13 protein-coding genes and 1 tRNA gene are annotated in these 21,126 nt (G+C 71.1%); 12 read left to right on the top strand and 2 right to left on the bottom strand.

Annotated elements, in window-relative coordinates:
- Nucleotides 1–262 precede the first annotated feature (262 nt).
- The 9 genes from ACFY6U_RS44280 to ACFY6U_RS44240 all read left to right on the top strand — a co-directional run bounded on the left by ACFY6U_RS44280 (nt 263) and on the right by ACFY6U_RS44240 (nt 15,585).
- The gene (locus ACFY6U_RS44280) at nt 263–2,674 is read left to right on the top strand and encodes a sodium-translocating pyrophosphatase (RefSeq protein WP_390047679.1); all 2,412 of its coding nucleotides are present in this window, start codon (nt 263–265) and stop codon (nt 2,672–2,674) included.
- A gap of 280 nt (nt 2,675–2,954) precedes the next feature.
- Complete coding sequence (locus tag ACFY6U_RS44275; protein ID WP_390047677.1) at nt 2,955–3,611, top strand: small secreted protein; 657 nt, start codon at nt 2,955–2,957, stop codon at nt 3,609–3,611.
- Nucleotides 3,612–3,758: 147 nt separating this feature from the next.
- Nucleotides 3,759–5,288, top strand: a complete 1,530-nt coding sequence (locus tag ACFY6U_RS44270; RefSeq protein WP_390047675.1) for a methyltransferase — start codon at nt 3,759–3,761, stop codon at nt 5,286–5,288.
- A 290-nt stretch (nt 5,289–5,578) separates the two neighbouring features.
- Nucleotides 5,579–5,776: a hypothetical protein gene (locus ACFY6U_RS44265; protein WP_390047673.1), complete on the top strand. Its 198-nt coding sequence runs from the start codon at nt 5,579–5,581 to the stop codon at nt 5,774–5,776.
- A gap of 256 nt (nt 5,777–6,032) precedes the next feature.
- The gene (topA, locus tag ACFY6U_RS44260) at nt 6,033–8,867 is read left to right on the top strand and encodes a type I DNA topoisomerase (RefSeq protein ID WP_390047671.1); all 2,835 of its coding nucleotides are present in this window, start codon (nt 6,033–6,035) and stop codon (nt 8,865–8,867) included.
- Nucleotides 8,868–9,055: 188 nt separating this feature from the next.
- Nucleotides 9,056–12,298, top strand: a complete 3,243-nt coding sequence (tmk, locus tag ACFY6U_RS44255; RefSeq protein ID WP_390047669.1) for a dTMP kinase — start codon at nt 9,056–9,058, stop codon at nt 12,296–12,298.
- Nucleotides 12,299–12,472: 174 nt separating this feature from the next.
- On the top strand, nt 12,473–13,678 hold the full coding sequence (locus tag ACFY6U_RS44250; RefSeq protein ID WP_390047668.1) for a DNA polymerase III subunit delta': 1,206 nt from the start codon (nt 12,473–12,475) through the stop codon (nt 13,676–13,678).
- A gap of 109 nt (nt 13,679–13,787) precedes the next feature.
- Entirely contained in the window at nt 13,788–15,404 is a 1,617-nt protein-coding gene (locus tag ACFY6U_RS44245) for an alpha/beta hydrolase (protein WP_390047666.1), read from the top strand.
- A gap of 107 nt (nt 15,405–15,511) precedes the next feature.
- A tRNA-Thr gene (locus ACFY6U_RS44240) sits at nt 15,512–15,585 on the top strand.
- Between the two features lie 128 nt (nt 15,586–15,713).
- Here the strand turns inward: ACFY6U_RS44240 and ACFY6U_RS44235 are convergent.
- Nucleotides 15,714–17,315: a tyrosine-type recombinase/integrase gene (locus ACFY6U_RS44235; protein WP_390047664.1), complete on the bottom strand. Its 1,602-nt coding sequence runs from the start codon at nt 17,313–17,315 to the stop codon at nt 15,714–15,716.
- Complete coding sequence (locus ACFY6U_RS44230) at nt 17,312–17,992, bottom strand: helix-turn-helix domain-containing protein (RefSeq protein WP_390047662.1); 681 nt, start codon at nt 17,990–17,992, stop codon at nt 17,312–17,314. The genes ACFY6U_RS44235 and ACFY6U_RS44230 overlap by 4 nt, the downstream gene beginning before the upstream one ends.
- A 95-nt stretch (nt 17,993–18,087) precedes the next feature.
- Between ACFY6U_RS44230 and ACFY6U_RS44225 the strand changes: the two genes are divergently transcribed.
- The 3 genes from ACFY6U_RS44225 to ACFY6U_RS44215 all read left to right on the top strand — a co-directional run bounded on the left by ACFY6U_RS44225 (nt 18,088) and on the right by ACFY6U_RS44215 (nt 21,090).
- Nucleotides 18,088–18,318, top strand: coding sequence for a hypothetical protein (locus tag ACFY6U_RS44225; RefSeq protein WP_101399825.1), 231 nt, complete (start codon nt 18,088–18,090; stop codon nt 18,316–18,318).
- 227 nt (nt 18,319–18,545) lie between these two features.
- Nucleotides 18,546–19,829 carry a DUF3631 domain-containing protein gene (locus ACFY6U_RS44220; protein WP_390047660.1) on the top strand — a complete coding sequence of 428 codons (1,284 nt, stop codon included), beginning with the start codon at nt 18,546–18,548 and terminating at the stop codon, nt 19,827–19,829.
- Nucleotides 19,830–20,223: 394 nt separating this feature from the next.
- The gene (locus ACFY6U_RS44215) at nt 20,224–21,090 is read left to right on the top strand and encodes a DUF2637 domain-containing protein (RefSeq protein WP_390047658.1); all 867 of its coding nucleotides are present in this window, start codon (nt 20,224–20,226) and stop codon (nt 21,088–21,090) included.
- The last annotated feature ends 36 nt before the right edge of the window (nt 21,091–21,126 follow it).

The raw sequence follows: 21,126 nt of genomic DNA, 5'->3' as shown, positions 1-21,126 counted from the left end.
CGCCCACGGCCGGTCGTACAGTGATCTATTGCTATGGGTTTAGTGAATTCATTCACGATCAATCAGGCCGTAATTCGATCAAGTAAACGCCGTCGTCAACGCTTTTAGGGCATTACCGCTTTCGGGTTCCCCGGCGTGACCTCGATCATTTGCTGAAGAGCACGAGAAGGCTAATTCCGTTTACCGTCCCCTGTTTAGATCACTCGCGGGTACCTAGAATCCGTCCACATCTTGAGCTCAGCCCAAGCGTCAAGGAGGACGAATGGCGGGGCTTTCTACCCCTCATCAGTTGGGCCACCACCCCACAACCCTGGCAGCCGCAGTCCTGACCGACGACAACCGGGTCCTGGTGGCGGTCATCGCCGCCGTGGCGCTGGCCGCGCTCGTGGTCGCCTGGATCCTGGTGCGCCAGGTACTCGCGGCGGGCGAGGGCACCGACAGCATGAAGAAGATCGCGGCGGCGGTCCAGGAAGGCGCCAACGCCTATCTGGGCCGGCAGTTGCGCACCCTGGGCGTATTCGCCGTCGTGGTGTTCTTCCTGCTCCTGCTGCTGCCCGCGGACGACTGGAATCAGCGCGCCGGCCGATCGATCTTCTTCCTGATCGGCGCGGCCTTCTCGGCGACCACCGGTTATATCGGCATGTGGCTCGCCGTACGCAGCAATGTGCGGGTCGCCGCGGCGGCCCGGGAGGCCACCCCGGCGGAAGGCGAACCGGAAAAGGATCTCACCGCCGTCTCGCACAAAGCCATGAAGATCGCTTTCCGCACGGGCGGCGTCGTCGGCATGTTCACGGTGGGGCTCGGCCTGCTCGGCGCCTCCTGTGTGGTGCTGGTGTACGCGGCCGACGCGCCGAAGGTGCTTGAAGGATTCGGCCTCGGCGCCGCCCTGATCGCCATGTTCATGCGTGTCGGCGGCGGCATCTTCACCAAGGCCGCCGACGTCGGCGCCGACCTGGTCGGCAAGGTCGAGCAGGGCATTCCGGAGGACGACCCGCGCAATGCCGCGACCATCGCCGACAACGTGGGCGACAACGTCGGCGACTGCGCGGGCATGGCGGCCGACCTCTTCGAGTCGTACGCCGTGACCCTGGTCGCCGCGCTGATCCTCGGCAAGGCGGCCTTCGGCGACTCCGGACTGGCCTTCCCGCTCCTGGTACCGGCCATCGGCGTGCTCACCGCGATGATCGGCATCTTCGCGGTCGCCCCGCGCCGCAGCGACCGCAGCGGCATGAGCGCCATCAACCGCGGGTTCTTCATCTCCGCGGTGATCTCGCTGGTGCTGGTCGCGATCGCGGTCTTCGTGTACTTGCCGGGGAAGTACTCCGATCTGAACGGCATCACCGACGCGGCCATCCGGGCCAAGGACGGCGACCCGCGGATCCTCGCGCTCGTCGCGGTGGCGATCGGCATCCTGCTCGCGGCCGTCATCCAGCAGCTGACCGGCTACTTCACCGAGACCAACCGGCGTCCCGTCATGGACATCGGCAAGACCTCGCTGACCGGTCCGGCCACCGTGGTCCTCGCCGGTATCTCGGTCGGTCTCGAATCGGCCGTCTACACCGCCCTGCTGATCGGCCTCGGCGTCTACGGCGCGTTCCTGCTCGGCGGTACGTCGATCATGCTCGCGCTGTTCGCGGTGGCGCTGGCCGGCACCGGCCTGCTCACCACCGTCGGAGTCATCGTCGCCATGGACACCTTCGGGCCGGTCTCCGACAACGCCCAGGGCATCGCCGAGATGTCCGGCGACGTCCAGGGGGCGGGCGCGCAGGTGCTCACCAACCTGGACGCCGTCGGCAACACCACCAAGGCCATCACCAAGGGCATCGCGATCGCCACCGCCGTCCTCGCGGCGTCGGCGCTCTTCGGGTCGTACCGGGACGCGATCACCACGAACGTGCAGGACGTGGGCGTCAAACTGAGCGGTGCGGGCTCGCCGTTGACCCTGTCGATGGACATCTCGCAGCCCAACAACCTGGTCGGCCTCATCGCCGGCGCGGCGGTCGTCTTCCTCTTCTCCGGACTGGCCATCAACGCCGTGTCGCGGTCGGCGGGTTCGGTGGTCTTCGAGGTGCGGCGGCAGTTCCGCGAGCACCCCGGGATCATGGACTACACGGAGCAGCCCGAGTACGGCAAGGTCGTCGACATCTGCACCAAGGACGCCCTGCGCGAGCTGGCCACGCCGGGACTGCTCGCCGTGATGGCGCCCATCTTCATCGGGTTCACGCTCGGTGTCGGCGCGCTCGGTTCCTACCTCGCGGGCGCGATCGGCGCGGGCACCCTGATGGCCGTCTTCCTGGCCAACTCCGGTGGTGCCTGGGACAACGCCAAGAAGCTCGTCGAGGACGGCCACCACGGCGGCAAGGGCAGCGAGGCCCACGCCGCCACGGTCATCGGCGACACGGTCGGCGACCCCTTCAAGGACACCGCGGGCCCCGCGATCAACCCGCTGCTCAAGGTCATGAACCTGGTCTCCCTGCTCATCGCCCCCGCGGTGATCAAGTTCTCCTACGGGCATGACAAGAGCATCGGCATCCGGATCCTGATCGCGGTCTTCGCGCTGATCGTGATCGTCGGCGCGGTGTACGTCTCCAAGCGGCGCGGAATCGCCGTCGGCGACGACGAGGACAGCGCCGAACGGGTGGCCAAGCCGGCCGATCCCGCGGTGGTCTCGTAGGCGGTCTTACGACGCCCACCGGGGCGCTCGCGAGAGGTCCCGGACAACGAGCGGGCGGATGGCGCGTGTTGACGCGCCGTCCGCCCGTTTCGTGTTCTCGGGGCCGGGCACGACTCCCGCCCTTCGCACCCAGTGCCCGATTCGTAGGGTAAGCGTCCCGTGTGCGCTGTTTCGTCGTGAGCCTTCTCTCCCCTGAGCAAAACATCCTAAAAGCGGACTAAAAGGTGCCGATCGTGAGGGTGGAGGCCGTCCGCCGTGTAGATTCCGGGGGCCGAGAGCCATGGAAGGGACCGATCCGGTGAACAAGAAGCTCGCGGCCGCACTGTCCGGCGGTGCGGTACTGGCAGGGGCGCTGTCCGGGTGCAGCAGCGGTGACAAGGGCCCCGACCCCAAGCTGATCGCCTGGGCCAAGACCGTGTGCGACGCGGTGCCGGCGCAGGACGCGAAGATCAAGGCGGCGAACGAGGCGATCTCCACGACGGCCTCGGACACCACGAGTTCGGCCGCGACCATCCAGAAGACCGACTCCCAGGCCTTCCAGGACATGTCCGACGGCTACAAGGCGCTCGCCGCGGCCATCAGCAGCGCCGGCGCGCCACCCGGGGTGGACGACGGCGCCAAGCGTCAGCAGAACGTCGTCACGACCCTCAACAGCCTCTCCGCGTCCTACGCCGACCTGAAGAAGAAGGTCGACGCGCTCAACACCAAGAACCAGGCGAAGTTCGCCTCCGGTCTGCAGGACATCGCCTCCCAGACGACGCAGCTGGAAGCGCAGAGCAAGAGCGGCACCGCGGCGCTGAACGCCCTGGAGCAGGGCGAGGTCAAGGACGCGATCGCCGAGCAGGCCAGCTGCAAGAAGGTCTCTTCGACGACGTCGACCGGGGCTTCGGCTCCGGCGTCGACGGCTTCGTCGTCGGCCTCGTCGACCGCGGGCTGAGGCAGGGGCCGAGCCTCGGTGGCCGGGGCGATGCCGGTTCCGGTGGCCGGTGGCCGGTGGCCGGTGGCCGGTGGCCGTGCGCCGGGCGGAGTTCGGTGGCCCGCGGCCGTGTGCTGAGCCCGTGGTCGGGCCCGGCCGCGGGCCACAATGGAGGGCGTGACTGACTCCGGCCTCGCCACCCTGCCCGCCTCCGACCGCCCCGACGTCGCCGCCCGGCTGCGCACCGCCCTGCTGGGCTCCTCCTTCACCGCCGACGGCCTGCTCGACCTGCTCGGCGCGCCCGCCTACGCGGCGCTGGCCCGCAGCGAGACGGTGCCCGCGCTGCGGGCGACCCGCGGGGACACGCCCCTGGAGACGCTCGTCCGGCTGTTCCTCCTCCAGCAGCCCGTGCCGCACGCGCGCGTGGCCGGCGTCCTGCCCGTCGACGACCTCCTGGACAGCGGCTGGCTGACCCGGGTGGGCGGCGACGAGGTCGCGGCCACCGTGGACGTACGGCCGTACGGCGGGCCCGACGGTGAGGACTGGTTCATCGTCTCCGACCTCGGATGCGCTGTCGGCGGTGCGGGCGGCATCGGCCAGGGGCACGAAGGAGTCGTCCTCGGGGTCGGCGGCGCGTCCACGACCCTCGCCGGCATCACCGTCCGCACGCCCGTCGCCGCCGCCCTGGACCTCGGCACCGGCTCCGGGATCCAGGCACTGCACGCCGCCCAGCACGCCACGCGCGTGACGGCGACCGACCTCAACCCGCGCGCCCTGCACATCACGGCGCTCACGCTGGCACTCTCCGGCGCACCGGCGGCCGACCTGCGCGAGGGCTCGCTGTTCGAGCCGGTCAAGGAGGGGGAGACGTACGACCTGATCGTGTCCAACCCGCCGTTCGTGATCTCTCCGGGGGCCCGGCTGACCTACCGGGACGGCGGGATGAGCGGGGACGATCTGTGCCGGTCGCTCGTTCAACAGGCCGGGGAGCGGCTGAACGAGGGCGGGTTCGCGCAGTTCCTCGCCAACTGGCAGCACGTCGCGGGGGAGGACTGGCAGGACAGGGTCAGGTCGTGGGTGCCGCGCGGCTGCGACGCGTGGATCGTGCAGCGCGAGGTGCAGGACGTCAACCAGTACGCCGAGCTGTGGCTCAGGGACGCCGGCGACCACCGCGGAGACCCGGCGGAGTACCAGGCGCGGTACGACGCGTGGCTCGACGAGTTCGAGGCGCGCAAGGTGAAGGGGGTGGGATTCGGCTGGATCACGCTGCGCAGGACGGGCGCCGCCGTGCCCTCCGTCACCGTCGAGGAGTGGCCGCATCCGATCGAACAGCCGCTCGGCGAGACGATCCGCGCGCACTTCGACCGCCTCGACTACCTCCGTGACCACGACGACGCGGACCTTCTGGAAGGTCACTTCAGGCTCGCCGTCGAGGTGGTCCAGGAGCAGGTCGGGCTGCCCGGCGCGGAGGACCCGGAGCACGTGGTGCTGCGTCAGCACCGCGGGATGCGCCGCGCGACCAAGGTGGACACGGTGGGTGCCGGGTTCGCAGGGGTGTGCGACGGCACGCTGAGCGCCGGTCGGATTCTCGACGCCATCGCACAACTGACGGGCGAGGACCCGGTGTTGCTGCGCGACCGCACGCCCGCGCAGATCCGGCTGCTGGTGGAGCAGGGATTCCTGGAGCCGGCGGTCTGACGGACCGGAAGGCACGCCCGGCCGGGGGAGGACCCATGGGCGGGCCTGCGGGACACGCCGGGAGAAGAAAAAGGCCGGAAAAATCTGGCGGGAACGTTCGCCCCGCGGTCCATCGCCGGTCGACCGCCGGTCGACCACTGGTCCACCGCTCGTCCGTCGATCGAACGTTCGAGGAGGTTACGGCCGCCCGTTCACCTCGATTTCGCCCGTCGGCCTCCCGCCCGCCGCCCGTGCGTGCCACTCTCCGGGCGCTGGGCAGTCACGGGCGGCAGGGAAGGGGCGCGCGGGCCATGGAGAGCGGACCGGCGATCTTCGCGGGGGCGGTGTTCGCCCTGTTCGGAGGCGCGCTGCTGGTGTGGACCGGCGTCCGGCTCCGGCGTGGCGAACCCGTCGCCCAGGGTGTGAGTCAGGTCGCATCGGCGACCCTCGCGAGCGTCGCCGCAGTGATCTCGCTGGGCCTCGGTGCGTACTGCCTGACCCGCCTCTGAGGATGCCCCTCCGGTAATCGGAGCGTCACGCTCCGGACAGGGCCCAGAAGGGCGACCGGGGACTCCGGGCGGCAGGAATGGCGGTAGTCGGGTTACCGTTCGAGTGGCCGTTGTGAGCTTTTCCCGTTTGACACGGGGGCGGGATGTACCGTCACACTCCGCAGCGTCACCAAGTGAGCGGGCATCCGTGCCCGTGCCACGACCCCGGGAGCAAGGCCTGGGGAGGCCCCAGCGTCGACCGGAGAGAAGAGCGAAGTTGTCCCCGACCAGCGAGACCGCACAGGGCGGCCGCCGACTCGTCATCGTCGAGTCCCCTGCCAAGGCGAAGACGATCAAGGGCTATCTGGGCCCCGGATACGTCGTCGAAGCGAGCGTCGGGCACATCCGTGACCTTCCCAACGGCGCCGCGGAGGTGCCCGAGCAGTACACCGGCGAGGTCCGGCGACTCGGCGTGGACGTCGAGCACGACTTCCAGCCCATCTATGTGATCAACGCCGACAAGAGGGCGCAGGTCAAGAAGCTCAAGGACCTGCTCAAGGAGTCCGACGAGCTCTTCCTCGCCACCGATGAGGACCGCGAGGGCGAGGCCATCGCCTGGCACCTCCAGGAGGTCCTCAAGCCGAAGATCCCCGTCAAGCGGATGGTCTTCCACGAGATCACCAAGGACGCGATCCGGGCTGCCGTCGCCAACCCGCGCCAGCTCAACCAGAAGCTCGTCGACGCCCAGGAGACCCGCCGCATCCTCGACCGCCTCTACGGCTACGAGGTCTCGCCGGTCCTGTGGAAGAAGGTCATGCCGCGCCTGTCGGCCGGCCGTGTCCAGTCCGTCGCGACCCGGCTCGTGGTGGAGCGGGAACGCGAGCGCATCGCGTTCCGGTCCGCCGAGTACTGGGACCTGACCGGCACCTTCGGGACCGGCCGGGCAGGCGACCCGAGCGACCCGTCGTCCCTGGTCGCCCGCCTCCAGGCCGTCGACGGCAAGCGCGTGGCCCAGGGCCGTGACTTCGACTCGCTCGGGCAGCTGAAGACCGCGAACACCCTCCACCTCGACGAGGCGAACGCCCGCGCGCTCGCCGCCGCCCTGGAGAACACCCGGTTCGCGGTCCGCTCGGTCGAGTCCAAGCCGTACCGCCGCTCGCCCTACGCCCCGTTCCGTACGACCACGCTCCAGCAGGAGGCCTCGCGCAAGCTCGGCTTCGGCGCGAAGGCCACCATGCAAGTGGCCCAGAAGCTGTACGAGAACGGCTACATCACGTACATGCGTACGGACTCCACGACGCTGAGCGACACCGCGATCACGGCCGCCCGCGCCCAGGTCACGCAGCTGTACGGCGCCGACTACCTGCCCTCGGCCCCGCGGACGTACGCCGCGAAGGTCAAGAACGCGCAGGAGGCGCACGAGGCGATCCGCCCCTCGGGTGATCGTTTCCGCACTCCCGCCGAGACCGGCCTGACCGGCGACCAGTTCAAGCTCTACGAGCTGATCTGGAAGCGGACGGTCGCGTCCCAGATGAAGGACGCGACCGGCAACAGCGTCACGGTGAAGATCGGTGGCACCGCCGCCGACGGCCGGGACGTCGAGTTCAGCGCCTCCGGCAAGACGATCACCTTCCACGGCTTCCTCAAGGCCTACGTCGAGGGCGCCGACGACCCGAACGCCGAGCTGGACGACCGCGAGCGCCGGCTGCCCCAGGTCAGCGAGGGCGACGCGCTCAGCGCCGAGGAGATCACGGTCGACGGGCACGCCACCAAGCCCCCGGCCCGCTACACCGAGGCGTCGCTGGTCAAGGAGCTGGAAGAGCGCGAGATCGGCCGCCCGTCGACGTACGCGTCGATCATCGGCACCATCCTCGACCGGGGCTACGTCTTCAAGAAGGGGACGGCCCTGGTGCCCTCCTTCCTGAGCTTCGCCGTGGTCAACCTCCTGGAGAAGCACTTCGGCCGGCTGGTCGACTACGACTTCACCGCCCGGATGGAGGACGACCTCGACCGCATCGCCGCCGGCCAGGCCCAGGCCGTGCCGTGGCTGAAGCGCTTCTACTTCGGCGAGGGCGGCGAGGACACGGCCCCCGGCGGCGCGGCCGACGCCGGCAACGGCGACGGGGACCACCTCGGCGGCCTCAAGGAGCTGGTGACCGACCTGGGCGCGATCGACGCGCGCGAGGTGTCGTCGTTCCCGGTGGGCAACGGCATCGTGCTGCGGGTCGGCCGCTACGGCCCGTACATCGAGCGCGGCGAGAAGGACTCCGAGGGCCACCAGCGCGCCGACGTGCCGGAGGACCTGGCCCCCGACGAGCTCTCCGTCGAGCTCGCGGAGGAGCTGCTCGCCAAGCCGAGCGGCGACTTCGAGCTGGGCGCGGACCCGGAGACGGGCCACCAGATCATCGCCCGGGACGGCCGTTACGGCCCGTACGTCACCGAGGTGCTCCCCGAGGGCACCCCGAAGACCGGGAAGAACGCGGTCAAGCCGCGCACGGCCTCGCTCTTCAAGACCATGTCCCTGGACACGGTCACGCTGGCGGACGCGCTCAAGCTGATGTCGCTGCCGCGCGTCGTCGGCGCCGACGCCGAGGGCCAGGAGATCACCGCGCAGAACGGGCGCTACGGGCCGTACCTGAAGAAGGGCACGGACTCGCGTTCGCTCACCTCCGAGGACCAGCTCTTCACGATCACCCTCGAAGAAGCGCTGCAGATCTACTCTCAGCCCAAGCAGCGCGGCCGGGCCGCCGCCAAGCCGCCGCTGAAGGAGCTGGGCACCGACCCGGTCAGCGAGAAGCCGGTGGTGGTGAAGGACGGCCGCTTCGGGCCGTACGTCACCGACGGGGAGACCAACGCGACGCTGCGCTCCGGCGACAGCGTCGAGACGATCACCCCGGAGCGCGGCTACGAGCTGCTCGCCGAGAAGCGGGCCAAGGCGCCCGCCAAGAAGACGGCCAAGAAGGCGCCCGCGAAGAAGACGGCGACCGCCAAGAAGGCCGCGCCGGCGAAGAAGACGGCGGCCAAGAAGACCGCCGCCAAGAAGACGACGACGGCCGCGAAGAAGACGGTCGCCAAGAAGGCGACGGCCTCCAAGACTGCCGCGGAGGACTGAGAGCCGGCCACGGAGGACTGAGAGCCGGCCGTGAATGACCGACCCGGCCGTCCAGAGACGGCCGAGGCGCCCTCAGGTCCTCACATCGGCTTCGCATTGTGCACGCCCCGGCATCAACTTGGTGTCGGGGCGTGCGTACCTGTGGACGGCCGCCGCGGGCTGTCGGCGGCTGCCGATAGGCTGAAAGCATGACGCGAGCCGAGCAGCCAACGGCCCCCCAGACAGATCCGGACGACGCGCTGGTAGCGGATTCCCGCGAGCGCGCCGTCCGCTCGCTGCTGCGCCGCCCCGAACTGAGGCGGTTGTGGAGCGCCCAGCTCGTGAGCGGGATCGGCGACAGCCTGGCGTTGCTGGTGCTTGTCGTGCTCACGCTCCGGGCGGCCGTGGCCCAGGGTTCGTTCGGCGGCGGCTACCGCGGTGCGGCGCTCGCGGTGTCGGTCGTCTTCGGGGCGCGCATTCTCGCCACCCTGCTCTTCGGCGCGGTCCTGCTGGGCCCGCTCACCACACTGACCGCGCAGGGCGGCCCGCTCGACCGCCGCTGGACCATGGTCGGCGCCGACGGCCTGCGCACGATTCTGCTGATCATCGCGCCCCTGTGGATCGACTGGACGCCGGCGAACGCCCTGACGCTCGTCCTGGTGACGGCCTTCGTCACCGGAGTCGCCGAGCGTTTCTGGACCGTGTGCAAGGAGAGCGCGGCCCCGGCGCTGCTGCCCGCCCCGCCTCTGGAGGGCGCCACGGTACGACCGCTGCCCGACCACCTGGACGCCCTGCGCCGCCTCTCGCTGCGGACGACGTTCCTCACGGTCCCGCTCGCGGCCGCCGCGCTGGTCGTCGCGTCGCTGGTCAACAACCTGTTGGGCACGGGCATCGCCTGGTTCGCCCAGCACCAGGCGGCCCTCGGCTCGTACGTGGCCGCCGGCCTGTTCGCCGCGTCCCTCTCGGTGCTGGTCTACCTGGAGGTGCCCGGCACCCGCACCCCGCGCGCCCGGTCGCCGCTGGAGGGCCTGCGCCGCCCCAGGACCGCCGCCGGCACCGACACGGGCCGCACCGGCGCCATCCCGCTCCTGGTGCTGGCCTGCGCCGCGGTCGCCGGGGCGATCTCCGCCGCCGTCGCCGTCTCCGTGCTGCACGCCAAGGACCTGGGCGGCGGCCCCGTGCTCTACGGCCTGCTGGTGCTCGCCCTGACCGGCGGGGTCGCCGTCGGCATCCGCACGGCGCCCTCGCTGCTCCCGACGCTCTCCCGCCGCCGGCTGCTGTCGCTCGCCATCGCCTTCACCGGCATCGCACTGCTGGCCGCGGGTCTGGTTCCGGACGTCACGAGCGTGCTGCTGATCGTCGCGCTGGCCGGCATCGGCGCGGGTGTGGCCGCCAACACCGGGCACACCCTGCTCGACCAGGAGACCGAGGACTCCCGCCGGGCACGGACGACCGAGCACCTGCACGCGGTGGTCCGGGTCGCCATAGCTCTCGGCGCGCTGATCGCCCCCCTGGTGGCCGCGCTGATCGGACCGCACCGCCTGGAGAACGGCAAGTTCGTGTTCGCGCACGGCGGCGCCGCGTTCACGCTGATGCTGGTCGGCGCGCTGCTGCTGCCGGTCGCTGCCCTGGTGCTCGCCAAGGTCGACGACCGCGCGGGCGTACCGCTCCGCCACGACCTGCGGGACGCGCTGCTCGGCGGCGACGACCCGGCGCAGGCACCCACGGCCAACGGCTTCTTCATCGCCCTGGAGGGCGGCGACGGCGCCGGCAAGTCCACCCAGGCCGAGGCCCTCGCCGAGTGGATCCGCGCCAAGGGCCACGAGGTCGTCCTCACGCGCGAGCCGGGCGCCACGCCGGTCGGCAAGCGGCTCCGCTCGATCCTGCTCGACGTCTCGTCCGCCGGTCTGTCGCACCGCGCGGAGGCCCTGCTCTACGCCGCCGATCGCGCGGAGCACGTCGACACCGTCGTCCGTCCCGCCCTGGAGCGGGGCGCGGTCGTCATCTCCGACCGGTACATCGACTCCTCCGTCGCCTACCAGGGCGCGGGTCGTGACCTGTCACCGACCGAGGTCGCCCGCATCAACCGCTGGGCGACCGCCGGACTCGTCCCGCACCTGACCGTCCTGCTGGACGTGGACCCGGAGACCGCCCGCGAGCGGTTCACCGAGGCGCCCGACCGGCTGGAGTCCGAGCCCGCCGAGTTCCACGCGCGCGTACGGGCCGGTTTCCTCACCCTCGCCGCCTCCGACCCCGGCCGTTACCTGGTGGTCGACGCCGGTCAGGAGCCCGAGTCGGTCACCACCGTCATCCGGGCCCGGCTCGACACCGTGCTGCCGCTGTCCGAGGCCGAGATCAAGGCCGCCGAGGAGGCACGCAAGAAGGCCGAGGAGGAAGCCCGCCGCAAGGCCGAGGAAGAGGCCGCGCGCAAGGCCGAGGAGGAGCGCCTGGAGCGCGAGCGCCAGGAACAGCTCGCCAAGCTCCGTGCCGAGGAGGAGGAGCGCAAGCGCCGCGAGCTGGAGGAGGCGCAGCGCCGCGAGGCCGAACGGCAGGCGGAGGAGGCCCGGCTGCGGGCCGAGGAAGCGCGTAAGCGGGCCGAGGAGGAGCAGGCCCGGCTGCTCGCCGAGGAGAAGGCCCGCGCGGAGGCCGAGGCCCGCCGCAAGGCCGAGGAGGAACAGCGCCGCAGGCAGGCCGAGGAGGAGGCCCGGCTGCGCGCCGAGGCCGAGGAACGACGCCTGGAGAAGCAGCGCAAGGCCGAGGAGGCCCTGCTCAAGGCCGAGCAGGCCCGGCGCGCCGCGGCGGAGGCGGCGGCAGCGGCCGACGTGGCCGCCCAGCAGTCCGCCGCACGGCAGCCGACGGCTCCCGGCGTCACACCGGAGGCGACGACCATGCCGACGCCGGTGGTGCAGCCGGCCGCCCGGGACGACGAGACGAAGGTGCTCCGCCCGGTGCGGGACGAGCAGGCGCCCGCGGCCCAGGAGTCCGACGCCGAGGTGACCGCGGAGCTGCCGCAGCCGCCGGTGCGGCCTGCGGGGGCGGCCGACGAGACAGCGGTGCTGCCGCCGGTGCCGCCGGGCGCCGTCGACGAGACAGCGGTGCTGCCTCCCGTGGGCGCGGCCGACGAGACCGCCGTCCTGCCGCCCGTGCGTGACGACGCCGAGGCGCCCACCGACGCCCCGGCGGACCGGATGCCGCCCGGCTTCTTCCGGGACGAGCGGGCGGGCGGGAACCCCGACGGCTCCGAGGACCGCACCCGCGAGATGCCCCAGGTCGACGTGGACGCGGACGCCGGCGCCGACGGCCCCGCCCGGCGCCGGCGCCCCCGGCCCGACTGGGCCGAGGAGACCCCGCTGGACGACCTGCCCTCGCTGGCGGACGAACTGCTGGGGTCCTACGAGGAGCCGGGGTACGACGACGAGCGGGGCCGCCGGGGTCGCGGTCGGCGCGGCTGACAGCGCGGCCGGAAGCTCGGGTGCGGCGGGGGCGGTGCGGGTCGGGGTCCGGCCGGTGCGCCCCCGCCGTTGTCAGTGGGCACCCGCACAATGGAGACCGGACCACGGAACCGGCGCAGTCCGGACCACCGGAATCCTCGAACCGGTACGTATGGCGAAAGGGCGGCGTGACCCATGACCGTGTGGGACGACCTCGTCGGGCAGGAGCGGGTGAGTGAGGTGCTCACCGCCGCCGCCCGGGACGCCGACGCCCTCGTCACCGCCGCCGCGACCGACCAGCCGCCGCCGGAGGCGTCGAAGATGACGCACGCCTGGCTGTTCACCGGCCCGCCCGGCGCCGGCCGCAACCAGACGGCGCGGGCCTTCGCCGCCGCCCTCCAGTGCGTGAGCCCCGACCGCGCCCTGGGCGGCGCCCCCGGCTGCGGCTTCTGCGACGGCTGCCACACCGCGCTGGTCGGCACCCACGCGGACGTCAACACGGTCGCCGCCGTCGGCGCCGAGATCCTGGTCAAGGACATGCGCGACACGGTCCGCAAGTCGTACACGGCCCCGGCGACCGGCCGCTGGCAGATCATCCTGGTCGAGGACGCCGAGCGGCTGAACGAGAAGTCGGCCAACGCCGTCCTCAAGGCCGTGGAGGAGCCCGCCCCCCGCACGGTCTGGCTGCTCTGCGCGCCCTCGCTGGAGGACGTGCTGCCCACGATCCGCTCCCGCTGCCGCCACCTGAACCTGCGCACGCCCTCGGTGGACGCGGTCGCCGACATGCTCGTGCGGCGCGAGGGCATCGAGCCCCAGCTGGCCGCGGCCGCCGCCCGCGCCACCCAGGGACACGTCGATCGGGCCCGCCGACTGGCCACCGACCCGGCCGCCCGGGAGCGCCGCGCGGCCGTACTGAAGCTGCCGCTGCGGCTGGACGAGATCGGCGCGTGCCTGAAGGCCGCCCAGGAGCTGGTGGACGCGGCGGCGGAGGACGCCAAGCAGCTCGCCGAGGAGATGGACGGCAAGGAGACCGAGGAGCTGAAGGCGGCGCTCGGCGCGGCCCAGGGCGGGCGTCTGCCGCGGGGTACGGCGGGTGTGATGAAGGACCTGGAGGACATGCAGAAGCGCCGCCGCACGAGGACCCAGCGCGACAGCCTCGACGTCGCCCTCACCGACCTGACCGGCTTCTACCGCGACGTCCTCGCGATCCAGCTGGGCTCCAGGGTCGCTATCGCCAACGCGGACGCCGAGGACTCCCTGGAGCGACTGGCCCGCGGTGGCTCGCCCGAGGCCACGCTGCGCCGGATCGAGGCGGTCGCCGCCTGCCGGGAGGCCCTCGACCGGAACGTGGCGCCGCTGCTGGCGGTGGAGGCGATGACGATGGCGCTCAGAGCGGGCTGAGCGACGGCATCCGGGGCCCCGGGGTGCGTGGCGTTGACCGGGGTCACCCGTACGAGCCACAGTCGTCGCGCACGGCACGGAGATCATTTTCCGGCGTTACGCTCGATTGATGCACATCAGGCGAATCACCCGCCGGACCCCCATTCGACCCCGGGCTCACACCCGGACGATGGCTGCCGCCCTGCTCTCGGCCGCCGCGCTGCTCGCCTCCGCGTGCTCCTCCGCGGGGAGCGCGTCGACGGCGACGTCGGCGTCCACGTCGGACGGCACCGCCCAGCTGGCCGCGCTGCCCCGCTCGACGCCGTCCGCGCTGGCGCCGTACTACGACCAGAAGCTCACCTGGCGCGAGTGCGGTGTCCCGGGTTTCCAGTGCGCGACGATGAAGGCCCCGCTGGACTACGCCGAGCCCGGCGCGGGTGACGTCCGGCTGGCGGTCGCCCGCAAGAAGGCGACCGGCAAGGCGAAGCCACTCGGATCGCTGCTGGTCAACCCGGGTGGGCCGGGCGGCTCGGCGGTGGACTACCTCCAGCAGTACGCGGGCATCGGCTACCCCGCCGAGGTGCGGGCGCGCTACGACATGGTCGCCGTGGACCCGCGCGGAGTCGCCCGCAGCGAGCCCGTCGAGTGCCTGGACGGGCCGCAGATGGACACGTTCACCGAGACCGACATGACCCCCGACGACCAGAAGGAGACGGACCGGCTGGTCGCGGAGTTCAAGACGTTCGCGGAGGCCTGCGGCAAGCATTCGGCGCAGCTGCTGCGCCATGTCTCCACCGTCGACTCGGCGCGGGACATGGACATCCTGCGGGCGGTGCTCGGCGACCAGAAGCTGAACTACGTGGGGGCGTCGTACGGCACCTTCCTCGGCGCGACCTATGCCGGCCTGTTCCCGTCACGGGTCGGCCGGATGGTCCTGGACGGCGCGATGAACCCGTCCCTGTCCGCGCGCGAGCTGAACCTCCAGCAGACGGCGGGGTTCGAGACGGCGTTCCAGTCCTTCGCCAGGGACTGCGCGAAGCGCACCGACTGCCCGCTCGGCGCCAAGGGCAGCACGCCGGCGCAGATCGCCGACAACCTCGGGACCTTCTTCCGGAAGCTGGACGCGCACCCCGTCCCGACCGGTGACCCCGACGGCCGGAAGCTGACCGAGTCCCTCGCGACCACCGGCGTGATCGCGGCGATGTACGACCAGGCCGAGTGGGAGCAACTGCGCGACGCCCTGCACACGGCGATGAAGGACAACGACGGCGCGGGCCTGCTCGCCCTCTCCGACAGCTACTACGAGCGGGACTCCGACGGCCGCTACTCGAACCTGATGTTCGCCAACGCCGCGGTGAACTGCCTGGACCTGCCGCCCGCCTTCACCGGCCCCGAGGGGGTCGAGAAGGCGCTGCCCGAGTTCGAGAAGGCGTCCCCGGTGTTCGGCCCGAACCTGGCGTGGGCGTCGCTGAACTGCGCGTACTGGCCGGTAGGGGCGACCGGGGAGCCGCACCGGATCGCGGCGAAGGGCGCCGCCCCCATCGTGGTGGTCGGCACCACCCGCGACCCGGCGACCCCGTACCCCTGGGCCCGGTCCCTGGCCGGCCAGCTCTCCTCGGGCCGCCTCCTCACCTACGTCGGCGACGGCCACACCGCCTACGGCCGGGGCAGCACCTGCATCGACTCCGCGATCGACACCTACCTCCTCGACGGCACCCCACCGGCGAAGGGAAAACGCTGCTCATAGCCCCTGCGGCCGGCCCCGGAGCCCCCGCTCCGGGGCGTGTACGGAGCACCCCCGGAAACTGTGTAGACTTACCGACGTCGCTGATCGCACCATAGTGCGGGCGACGCGCCGCTTTAGCTCAGATGGCCAGAGCAACGCACTCGTAATGCGTAGGTCTCGGGTTCGAATCCCGAAAGCGGCTCCGGCAAAGGCCAGGTCACATAGCCCGTGACCTGGCCTTTTGTGTTGCTCGGGGCATGACGCGTCACAGGGCCGGGGTGCCGCGAGATGGCTTGCGTGAGCGATGCGTGAGCGGAGCGGTCCGGTGCCCTACTTCTTGGGCTTCTTCCGCCTGCCCTTCTTCTTGGCCCTGGCCTCGGCTTTCGCCTTGTCCTTGGCCTTCTTGGCGGCCTTACGGGCCTCCTCCGCCTCGGTCTTCCGCTGGAGCGGGACCAGCTTGGCGGTGGCCTCGGCCGCGTTCTTGCCGACCTGCGGCAGGACGCTCTGGTAAATGTCCCGCGTGATGCGGGTGTCGCTGTGCCCGAGCGTGTCCGACACGATCTTCACGTCGATGCCGGCGGCGAGCATGAGCGTGGCGGCACCGTGCCGGAGGTCGTGCAGCCGGATCGGCGGGAGGCCGGAGGCGGCGACGAGGCGCTCGAAGAGGTCGGTCAGCTTCCCGGGGTGGAGCCAGGAGCCGTCTTCCTGGGTGAAGACCATGCCGGTCTCGACCCAGGCTGATCCCCACTCCTCGCGGTCCGCGTCCTGCTGTTCGCGGTGCCGCTTCAGGACGCTGACGGTGTCGTCGTCGAGCGCGACAACGCGAAAGCCGCTGTCCGTCTTGGGCTCGGAGGTCTCGACCTCCCACCCGTCCTGGACGAGCTGGGCGGAGACGGTCAGCGAGTGGTTATCGAGGTTGGTCTCCGACCAGGGTTGCGCGCATGCCTCGCCCCGCCGCAGGCCGCGGAAGGCGATCAGGTGCCACATCGCGTACAGCCGGTCCTCCGCGAGGAAGTCGAGGAACGCGCCTGTCTGTTCGGGCGTCCAGACCATCACGGGCGAGGGCTTCTCACCCGTCTGCTCCCACCTGGCGACCCGAGCGTCCGTCCACACCAGAGCCTTCGGCTTGCGCACAGGATCGAGCTCGACGTGCGCCGCCGGGTTGAAGGTGAGGATCTGCTGGCCGATCGCGTCGTTCAACGCAGACCGCAGCGTCGCCTTGATACGCAGCCGGGTAGCCGGACCGGTCACCCGCCGGAACGGCGGCATGGCATCGATCGCCGTCTTCATCACCTTGCGGCGGGCACGGTTGCCCGCGCCCTTCCACGGCACGGTGGCCAACTCCTCCACCGCGGCCCGGCGCTGGGCGTTCTGCTCCAGGATCTCGGCATTACCGTCGGCTATGGCCGTGAACATCTCGCTGAGATGGCTCACGCGCAGGCGGTCGAGACGGTGGTGGCCGATCCGGGGCTTCAAATGGAACCGGATATCGGTCTCGTAGCGGGTGAGCCCCGACTTGCGGATGCGCTTGCCGTCGAGCCACCGGTCGAGCCACTCGCTGACGGTCAGACGGCCGATCAGGTCCTGACCGGACTTCAGGCGCCGCCGGGTCTCCTCGACATCGGGCAGCGGCGACTTCTCATCGCCGACCTCCTCCAGCATGGCGGCGATCAGCGCCATGCCCTCGGGGTCGTCGGTGTCGGCGAGGCCGAGCAGCGCACGTATGTGGTCGAGGTCGGCCTGGGCCGCCTTGAGGGAGTCGTAGCCGGCGCGGCTGAAGGAGCGGCGGGTGCCGTCTTCGCGGGGCGGGAGTTCCTGGCGAATGGAGTACGAGCCGTGCTTGCGGCTGGAGAGCTTAGGGCACTGCTTACCGAGCGGCTTCCCGGTGTGGGGGTCGCGGCAGTAGCAGCGGCGGTGGGTGGAACCCTTCAAAGATCGTTCTCCTCTGTGGTGTCGTCGACGGGTGGGTCGACGTCGGCGAGTTCTGGTGGCAGGTGCGGTGGTGTGCCGCCGTCTTCACGGATGAAGGCGCGGGCGCTGCGGAGCCGGTACTTGGCTTCCAACAACCTTTCGGCGTAGTCGGCTTGGGCGAGTACGGCTTCCTCGCGTTCGGCCTGGTTGGGCGCCGTCTCGGCCTTCCAGCGCTCGTGCTTCTCGCTCTTCAGAGCGGCCAGGGCGGCGCGCTGGTGGCTGACGTGGGCGCGGAAGGAGCGGAGCATGTCGTCTTCCATGCCGAAGTCCTCGCTGTCGCCGGTGAACCAGCGCATGGCGTCCCAGGTCGGATCGGAGTGCTGCAGGGGAAGGCGCTGGACTCGGTCGACGTAGCCGACGGGGTAGAGCAGGCAGATCGGGTAGGTCCGCAGGGCTTCGGCGAGGACAAGGACGTCGACCAGGGGCAGGCTGGCGCGGCGGCCGGATTCCATGTTGGCGATCACGTTGCGCGGGATCGGATGGCCGATCTCCTCGCAGCGGTCGGCCAGGTCCTGGGCGCTCATGCGCAGCTCCTTCCTTCGTCTGCGGACCTCGGCGGCCACCGTGGCCATCACCTGATCCACCCACTCCGGGACGTCGTCCTCGTCATCTCCAGGATCAAAACCGCGTTGTGTCATGGAGACACATTAGCTTCCCGATGATGGTTAGTGATCGCCTGGAGCCGGACGTGATGCCGCGTTCGCCGAGGGCTCACTCATGAACGGAGCACTGGATGCGCGACAACGAGACTGCGGAGCAGCCCAAGGGTATGACGCGGGCGGAGCTGCTGGCCCTGCCTGCCGCCGTTGACCTGGACACCGGCAACCGGGCGCTCGGATTGGGGCGGAGCAAGGGTTACGAGCTGGCCAAGCGGGGCCAGTACCCCTGCAAGGTCCTGCGGCTGGGCAAGGCGTACCGCGTCGTGACCGCCGACCTGTTGAACCTGCTCGGCCTGGCCGCATGACCGCCCGAGCCCATAGCAGACGCTTCTGCGCTGAGCTGACACAGAAACGCTGGACTGTGTCGGGGCGTGGACGTACTGTCCGTGTTCCCTCGCCCCGGTCAGGGAAGCGAGAAAGCCCCCGGCGCGCCAACGCCGGAGGCTCCGCACACTCCACTGCCCGCATTCCAACGAACGACCTGCGTGAGTCGGGCCTGCATGCCCGACGTCACCGGATAAGGAGCTGCCCTGTGCAACCTACGACACCCGAGCCCTATTCCGCACCCGGCAAAGCGGTATGGCCGACGGTCGCCGTGCCTGGCCGGCCCGGCCACGCGCCCGAAGCCGCCCCGGCGGCCGACGGCGGGGCACCGGATACGGTTCCGGTGGATCAGCCCGCCGAGGAGGCGGTGCCGGAACCCGAGCCGACGTACGGCTCCGAGCTGCTGAGTGAACTGCGTTCCCAGATAGCCCAGTTCGTGATCCTGCCCTCCCAGCAGGCGCTACACGCGGTCACGCTGTGGGTGGCGGCGACGCACTTGCAGCCCGCGTGGCAGCACGCACCGCGCCTGGCGGTGGTCGGGCCGGCGAAGCGGTGCGGCAAGTCACGGCTCCTGGACGTGCTGACCGAGACGGTCCACGAGCCGATGCTCACCATCAACACCACGCCCGCGGCCATCTTCCGCTCCATCACCGACGAACCGCCCACCCTGCTGGTGGACGAGGCGGACACCATCTTCGGCACGCCGAAGCAGGCGGAGAAGAACGAGGAGATGCGCGGCCTGCTCAACGCCGGCCACCAGCGCAACCGGTACGTCACCCGCGTCGTAGGCAACGACCACACCCCGCACCGGTTCGCCACCTTCGCCATGGCAGCGCTCGCGGGCATCGGTGACCTCCCGGACACGATCATGGACCGGTCGGTGGTGATTCGGATGCGCCGCCGGGCCGAGGGCGAGAGCGTCAAGCCCTTCCGCTCCCGCCGCGACACCCCGGCCCTGCACGACCTGCGCGACCGCATCGCCGCATGGACACGGCCGCTGCTGGACGAGGCCGCCGACATGGAACCGGTAATGCCGGTGGAGGACCGTGCCGCCGACACCTGGGAACCCCTCGTGATCGTCGCCGATCTCGCCGCCGGCCCCTGGCCACGCCTCGCCCGCGCGGCGTGCGCGCAGATGGTCAGGGCCGAAGCGGAGGCCGAGGAGGACCACCCCAGCTCAGCGCGGATCCTGGCCGACATCCGCCGGGTCTTCGTAGCCCAGCGGGAGGTCGACAGCCTCTCCACGGACGAACTCCTGCACCACCTGCGCCAAGACCTGGAAGGCCCGTGGGCGGAGTGGGGTCGCAAGGGACTGGGCCCGCGTGAGCTCGGCTCGCTGCTGCGCGCCTTCGACATCAGGCCCGGCAACGTCCGCCTCGCCGACGGCACCCAGCGCAAGGGCTACACACGCAACAAGTTCCTCGACGCATGGCGGCGCTACTGCCCGACCGTCCACCCAGTCGACACCGGCCCCGCGCGCAGCGAGGGCTGAGACCCACCCAGTCCCCGGTTGCCGTCCTTGCCGTCCCTGCCGTAATCCCGCAGGTCAAATGGCATGCAGGCAAGACGGCAACCGGGGCCAGGACGGCAACACGATCATGACCGACGTTGCTGCCCGCCGGGACGCCGCCCACATCCGTCTTGTGCCGTCCCGGACGTCCCCGCCGTATCACCGCAGGTCACAGCACATGCGGCCGGGACGGCAAGACGGATGCGAACCGTCCGCAGCCACCGAACCGCAGCACCCGCCGCCCGTACGTGCCCCCAGGACGCGCCGACGCCGCCAAGACGGAACACCGACCCCCCTGCCGTACCGGCCCTGACCTGCGCTTGCAACGGCCGGGACGGCAAAGACGGACCACGCCACAACCCCAGGAGAACCCCGCTTGACCACCCTCTCCACACCCACCCACCGGGACCATCGCCCTGGCGAAGGACGGCCGATGACGAGCAAGCAGGCCGCTGAGCGGTACGCGCTCGTCGCGGCGGGCGTTGTCATCGTGGCGCTCACCGTCGGCGGATTCTGGCTGTCGTACGCGCATCTCGCAGAGGTCGCCGGACAGCACGGCCTCAAGAACTCCCCAGTCCGCCAGTGGGCCTGGCCCGCGACCCTGGACGCCTTCATCGTCGCGGGTGAACTCCTCATGCTCCGCGCGGGTCTGCGCCGCGCCGCCGACGGCTGGGCCATCGCCCTCACCGCCACCGGATCGATCGGTTCCATCGCCCTCAACGTGGCCGGGGTCAACGGCACGGGCAACGCCAGCGCCGTGCCTCTCCTCGACTACGTGGTCGCCGCGGTTCCCCCGACAGCCGCGCTGCTGGCCTTCGGCGTCTTGATGAGGCAGATCCACCAGCTCGTCGCCGACCCACCCGACGCCACCGAACGCCACAACGGTCTCCCGCAGCCAGCCGGTCTCGACGTGGCGGACGGTCAGGCCGACGTGGCTCGGGGCTCTGCCGAGGTGGCGCAGGGCGCCGCCACTATGACGGAAACCTCGCAGCCTTCCGCCGAGCCGGAAGACCAGAAGCCCAGCGCTGTGTCCGACGAGTACCTCGCGATTGCCCGTACCGCGCCACTGGGACGCGGAGACCGTGCCTCGCGCCGCCACATCGAAGCGACGATCCGCGGCAAGGGCCTCCCGATCGGCAGGGCCGACGCGGAAAAGCTCAAGGACGTCCTGCAAGCCGAACTCGATGAGGCCGCCTCTCAGCGGCGGGACGACCTCGGCATGACTCCCGCTGGCGCTCCCTGAGCCCCGCGCTCCCATCGCTCCGGCGCAGCTCGCATC

The organism is Streptomyces sp. NPDC013157, from assembly GCF_042899865.1.
Lineage (GTDB): Bacteria > Actinomycetota > Actinomycetes > Streptomycetales > Streptomycetaceae > Streptomyces.
This window is presented reverse-complemented; position numbering and strand designations above follow the sequence as displayed.

What these genes read in the sequence shown, in the direction of transcription:
- ACFY6U_RS44280 (WP_390047679.1), top strand. Translation starts at nt 263, where the DNA reads ATGGCGGGGCTTTCTACCCCTCATCAGTTGGGCCACCACCCCACAACC.
- ACFY6U_RS44275 (WP_390047677.1), top strand. Translation starts at nt 2,955, where the DNA reads ATGGAAGGGACCGATCCGGTGAACAAGAAGCTCGCGGCCGCACTGTCC.
- ACFY6U_RS44270 (WP_390047675.1), top strand. Translation starts at nt 3,759, where the DNA reads ATGGAGGGCGTGACTGACTCCGGCCTCGCCACCCTGCCCGCCTCCGAC.
- ACFY6U_RS44265 (WP_390047673.1), top strand. Translation starts at nt 5,579, where the DNA reads ATGGAGAGCGGACCGGCGATCTTCGCGGGGGCGGTGTTCGCCCTGTTC.
- tmk (WP_390047669.1), top strand. Translation starts at nt 9,056, where the DNA reads ATGACGCGAGCCGAGCAGCCAACGGCCCCCCAGACAGATCCGGACGAC.
- ACFY6U_RS44250 (WP_390047668.1), top strand. Translation starts at nt 12,473, where the DNA reads ATGACCGTGTGGGACGACCTCGTCGGGCAGGAGCGGGTGAGTGAGGTG.
- ACFY6U_RS44245 (WP_390047666.1), top strand. Translation starts at nt 13,788, where the DNA reads ATGCACATCAGGCGAATCACCCGCCGGACCCCCATTCGACCCCGGGCT.
- ACFY6U_RS44230 (WP_390047662.1), bottom strand. Translation starts at nt 17,992, where the DNA reads ATGACACAACGCGGTTTTGATCCTGGAGATGACGAGGACGACGTCCCG.
- ACFY6U_RS44225 (WP_101399825.1), top strand. Translation starts at nt 18,088, where the DNA reads ATGCGCGACAACGAGACTGCGGAGCAGCCCAAGGGTATGACGCGGGCG.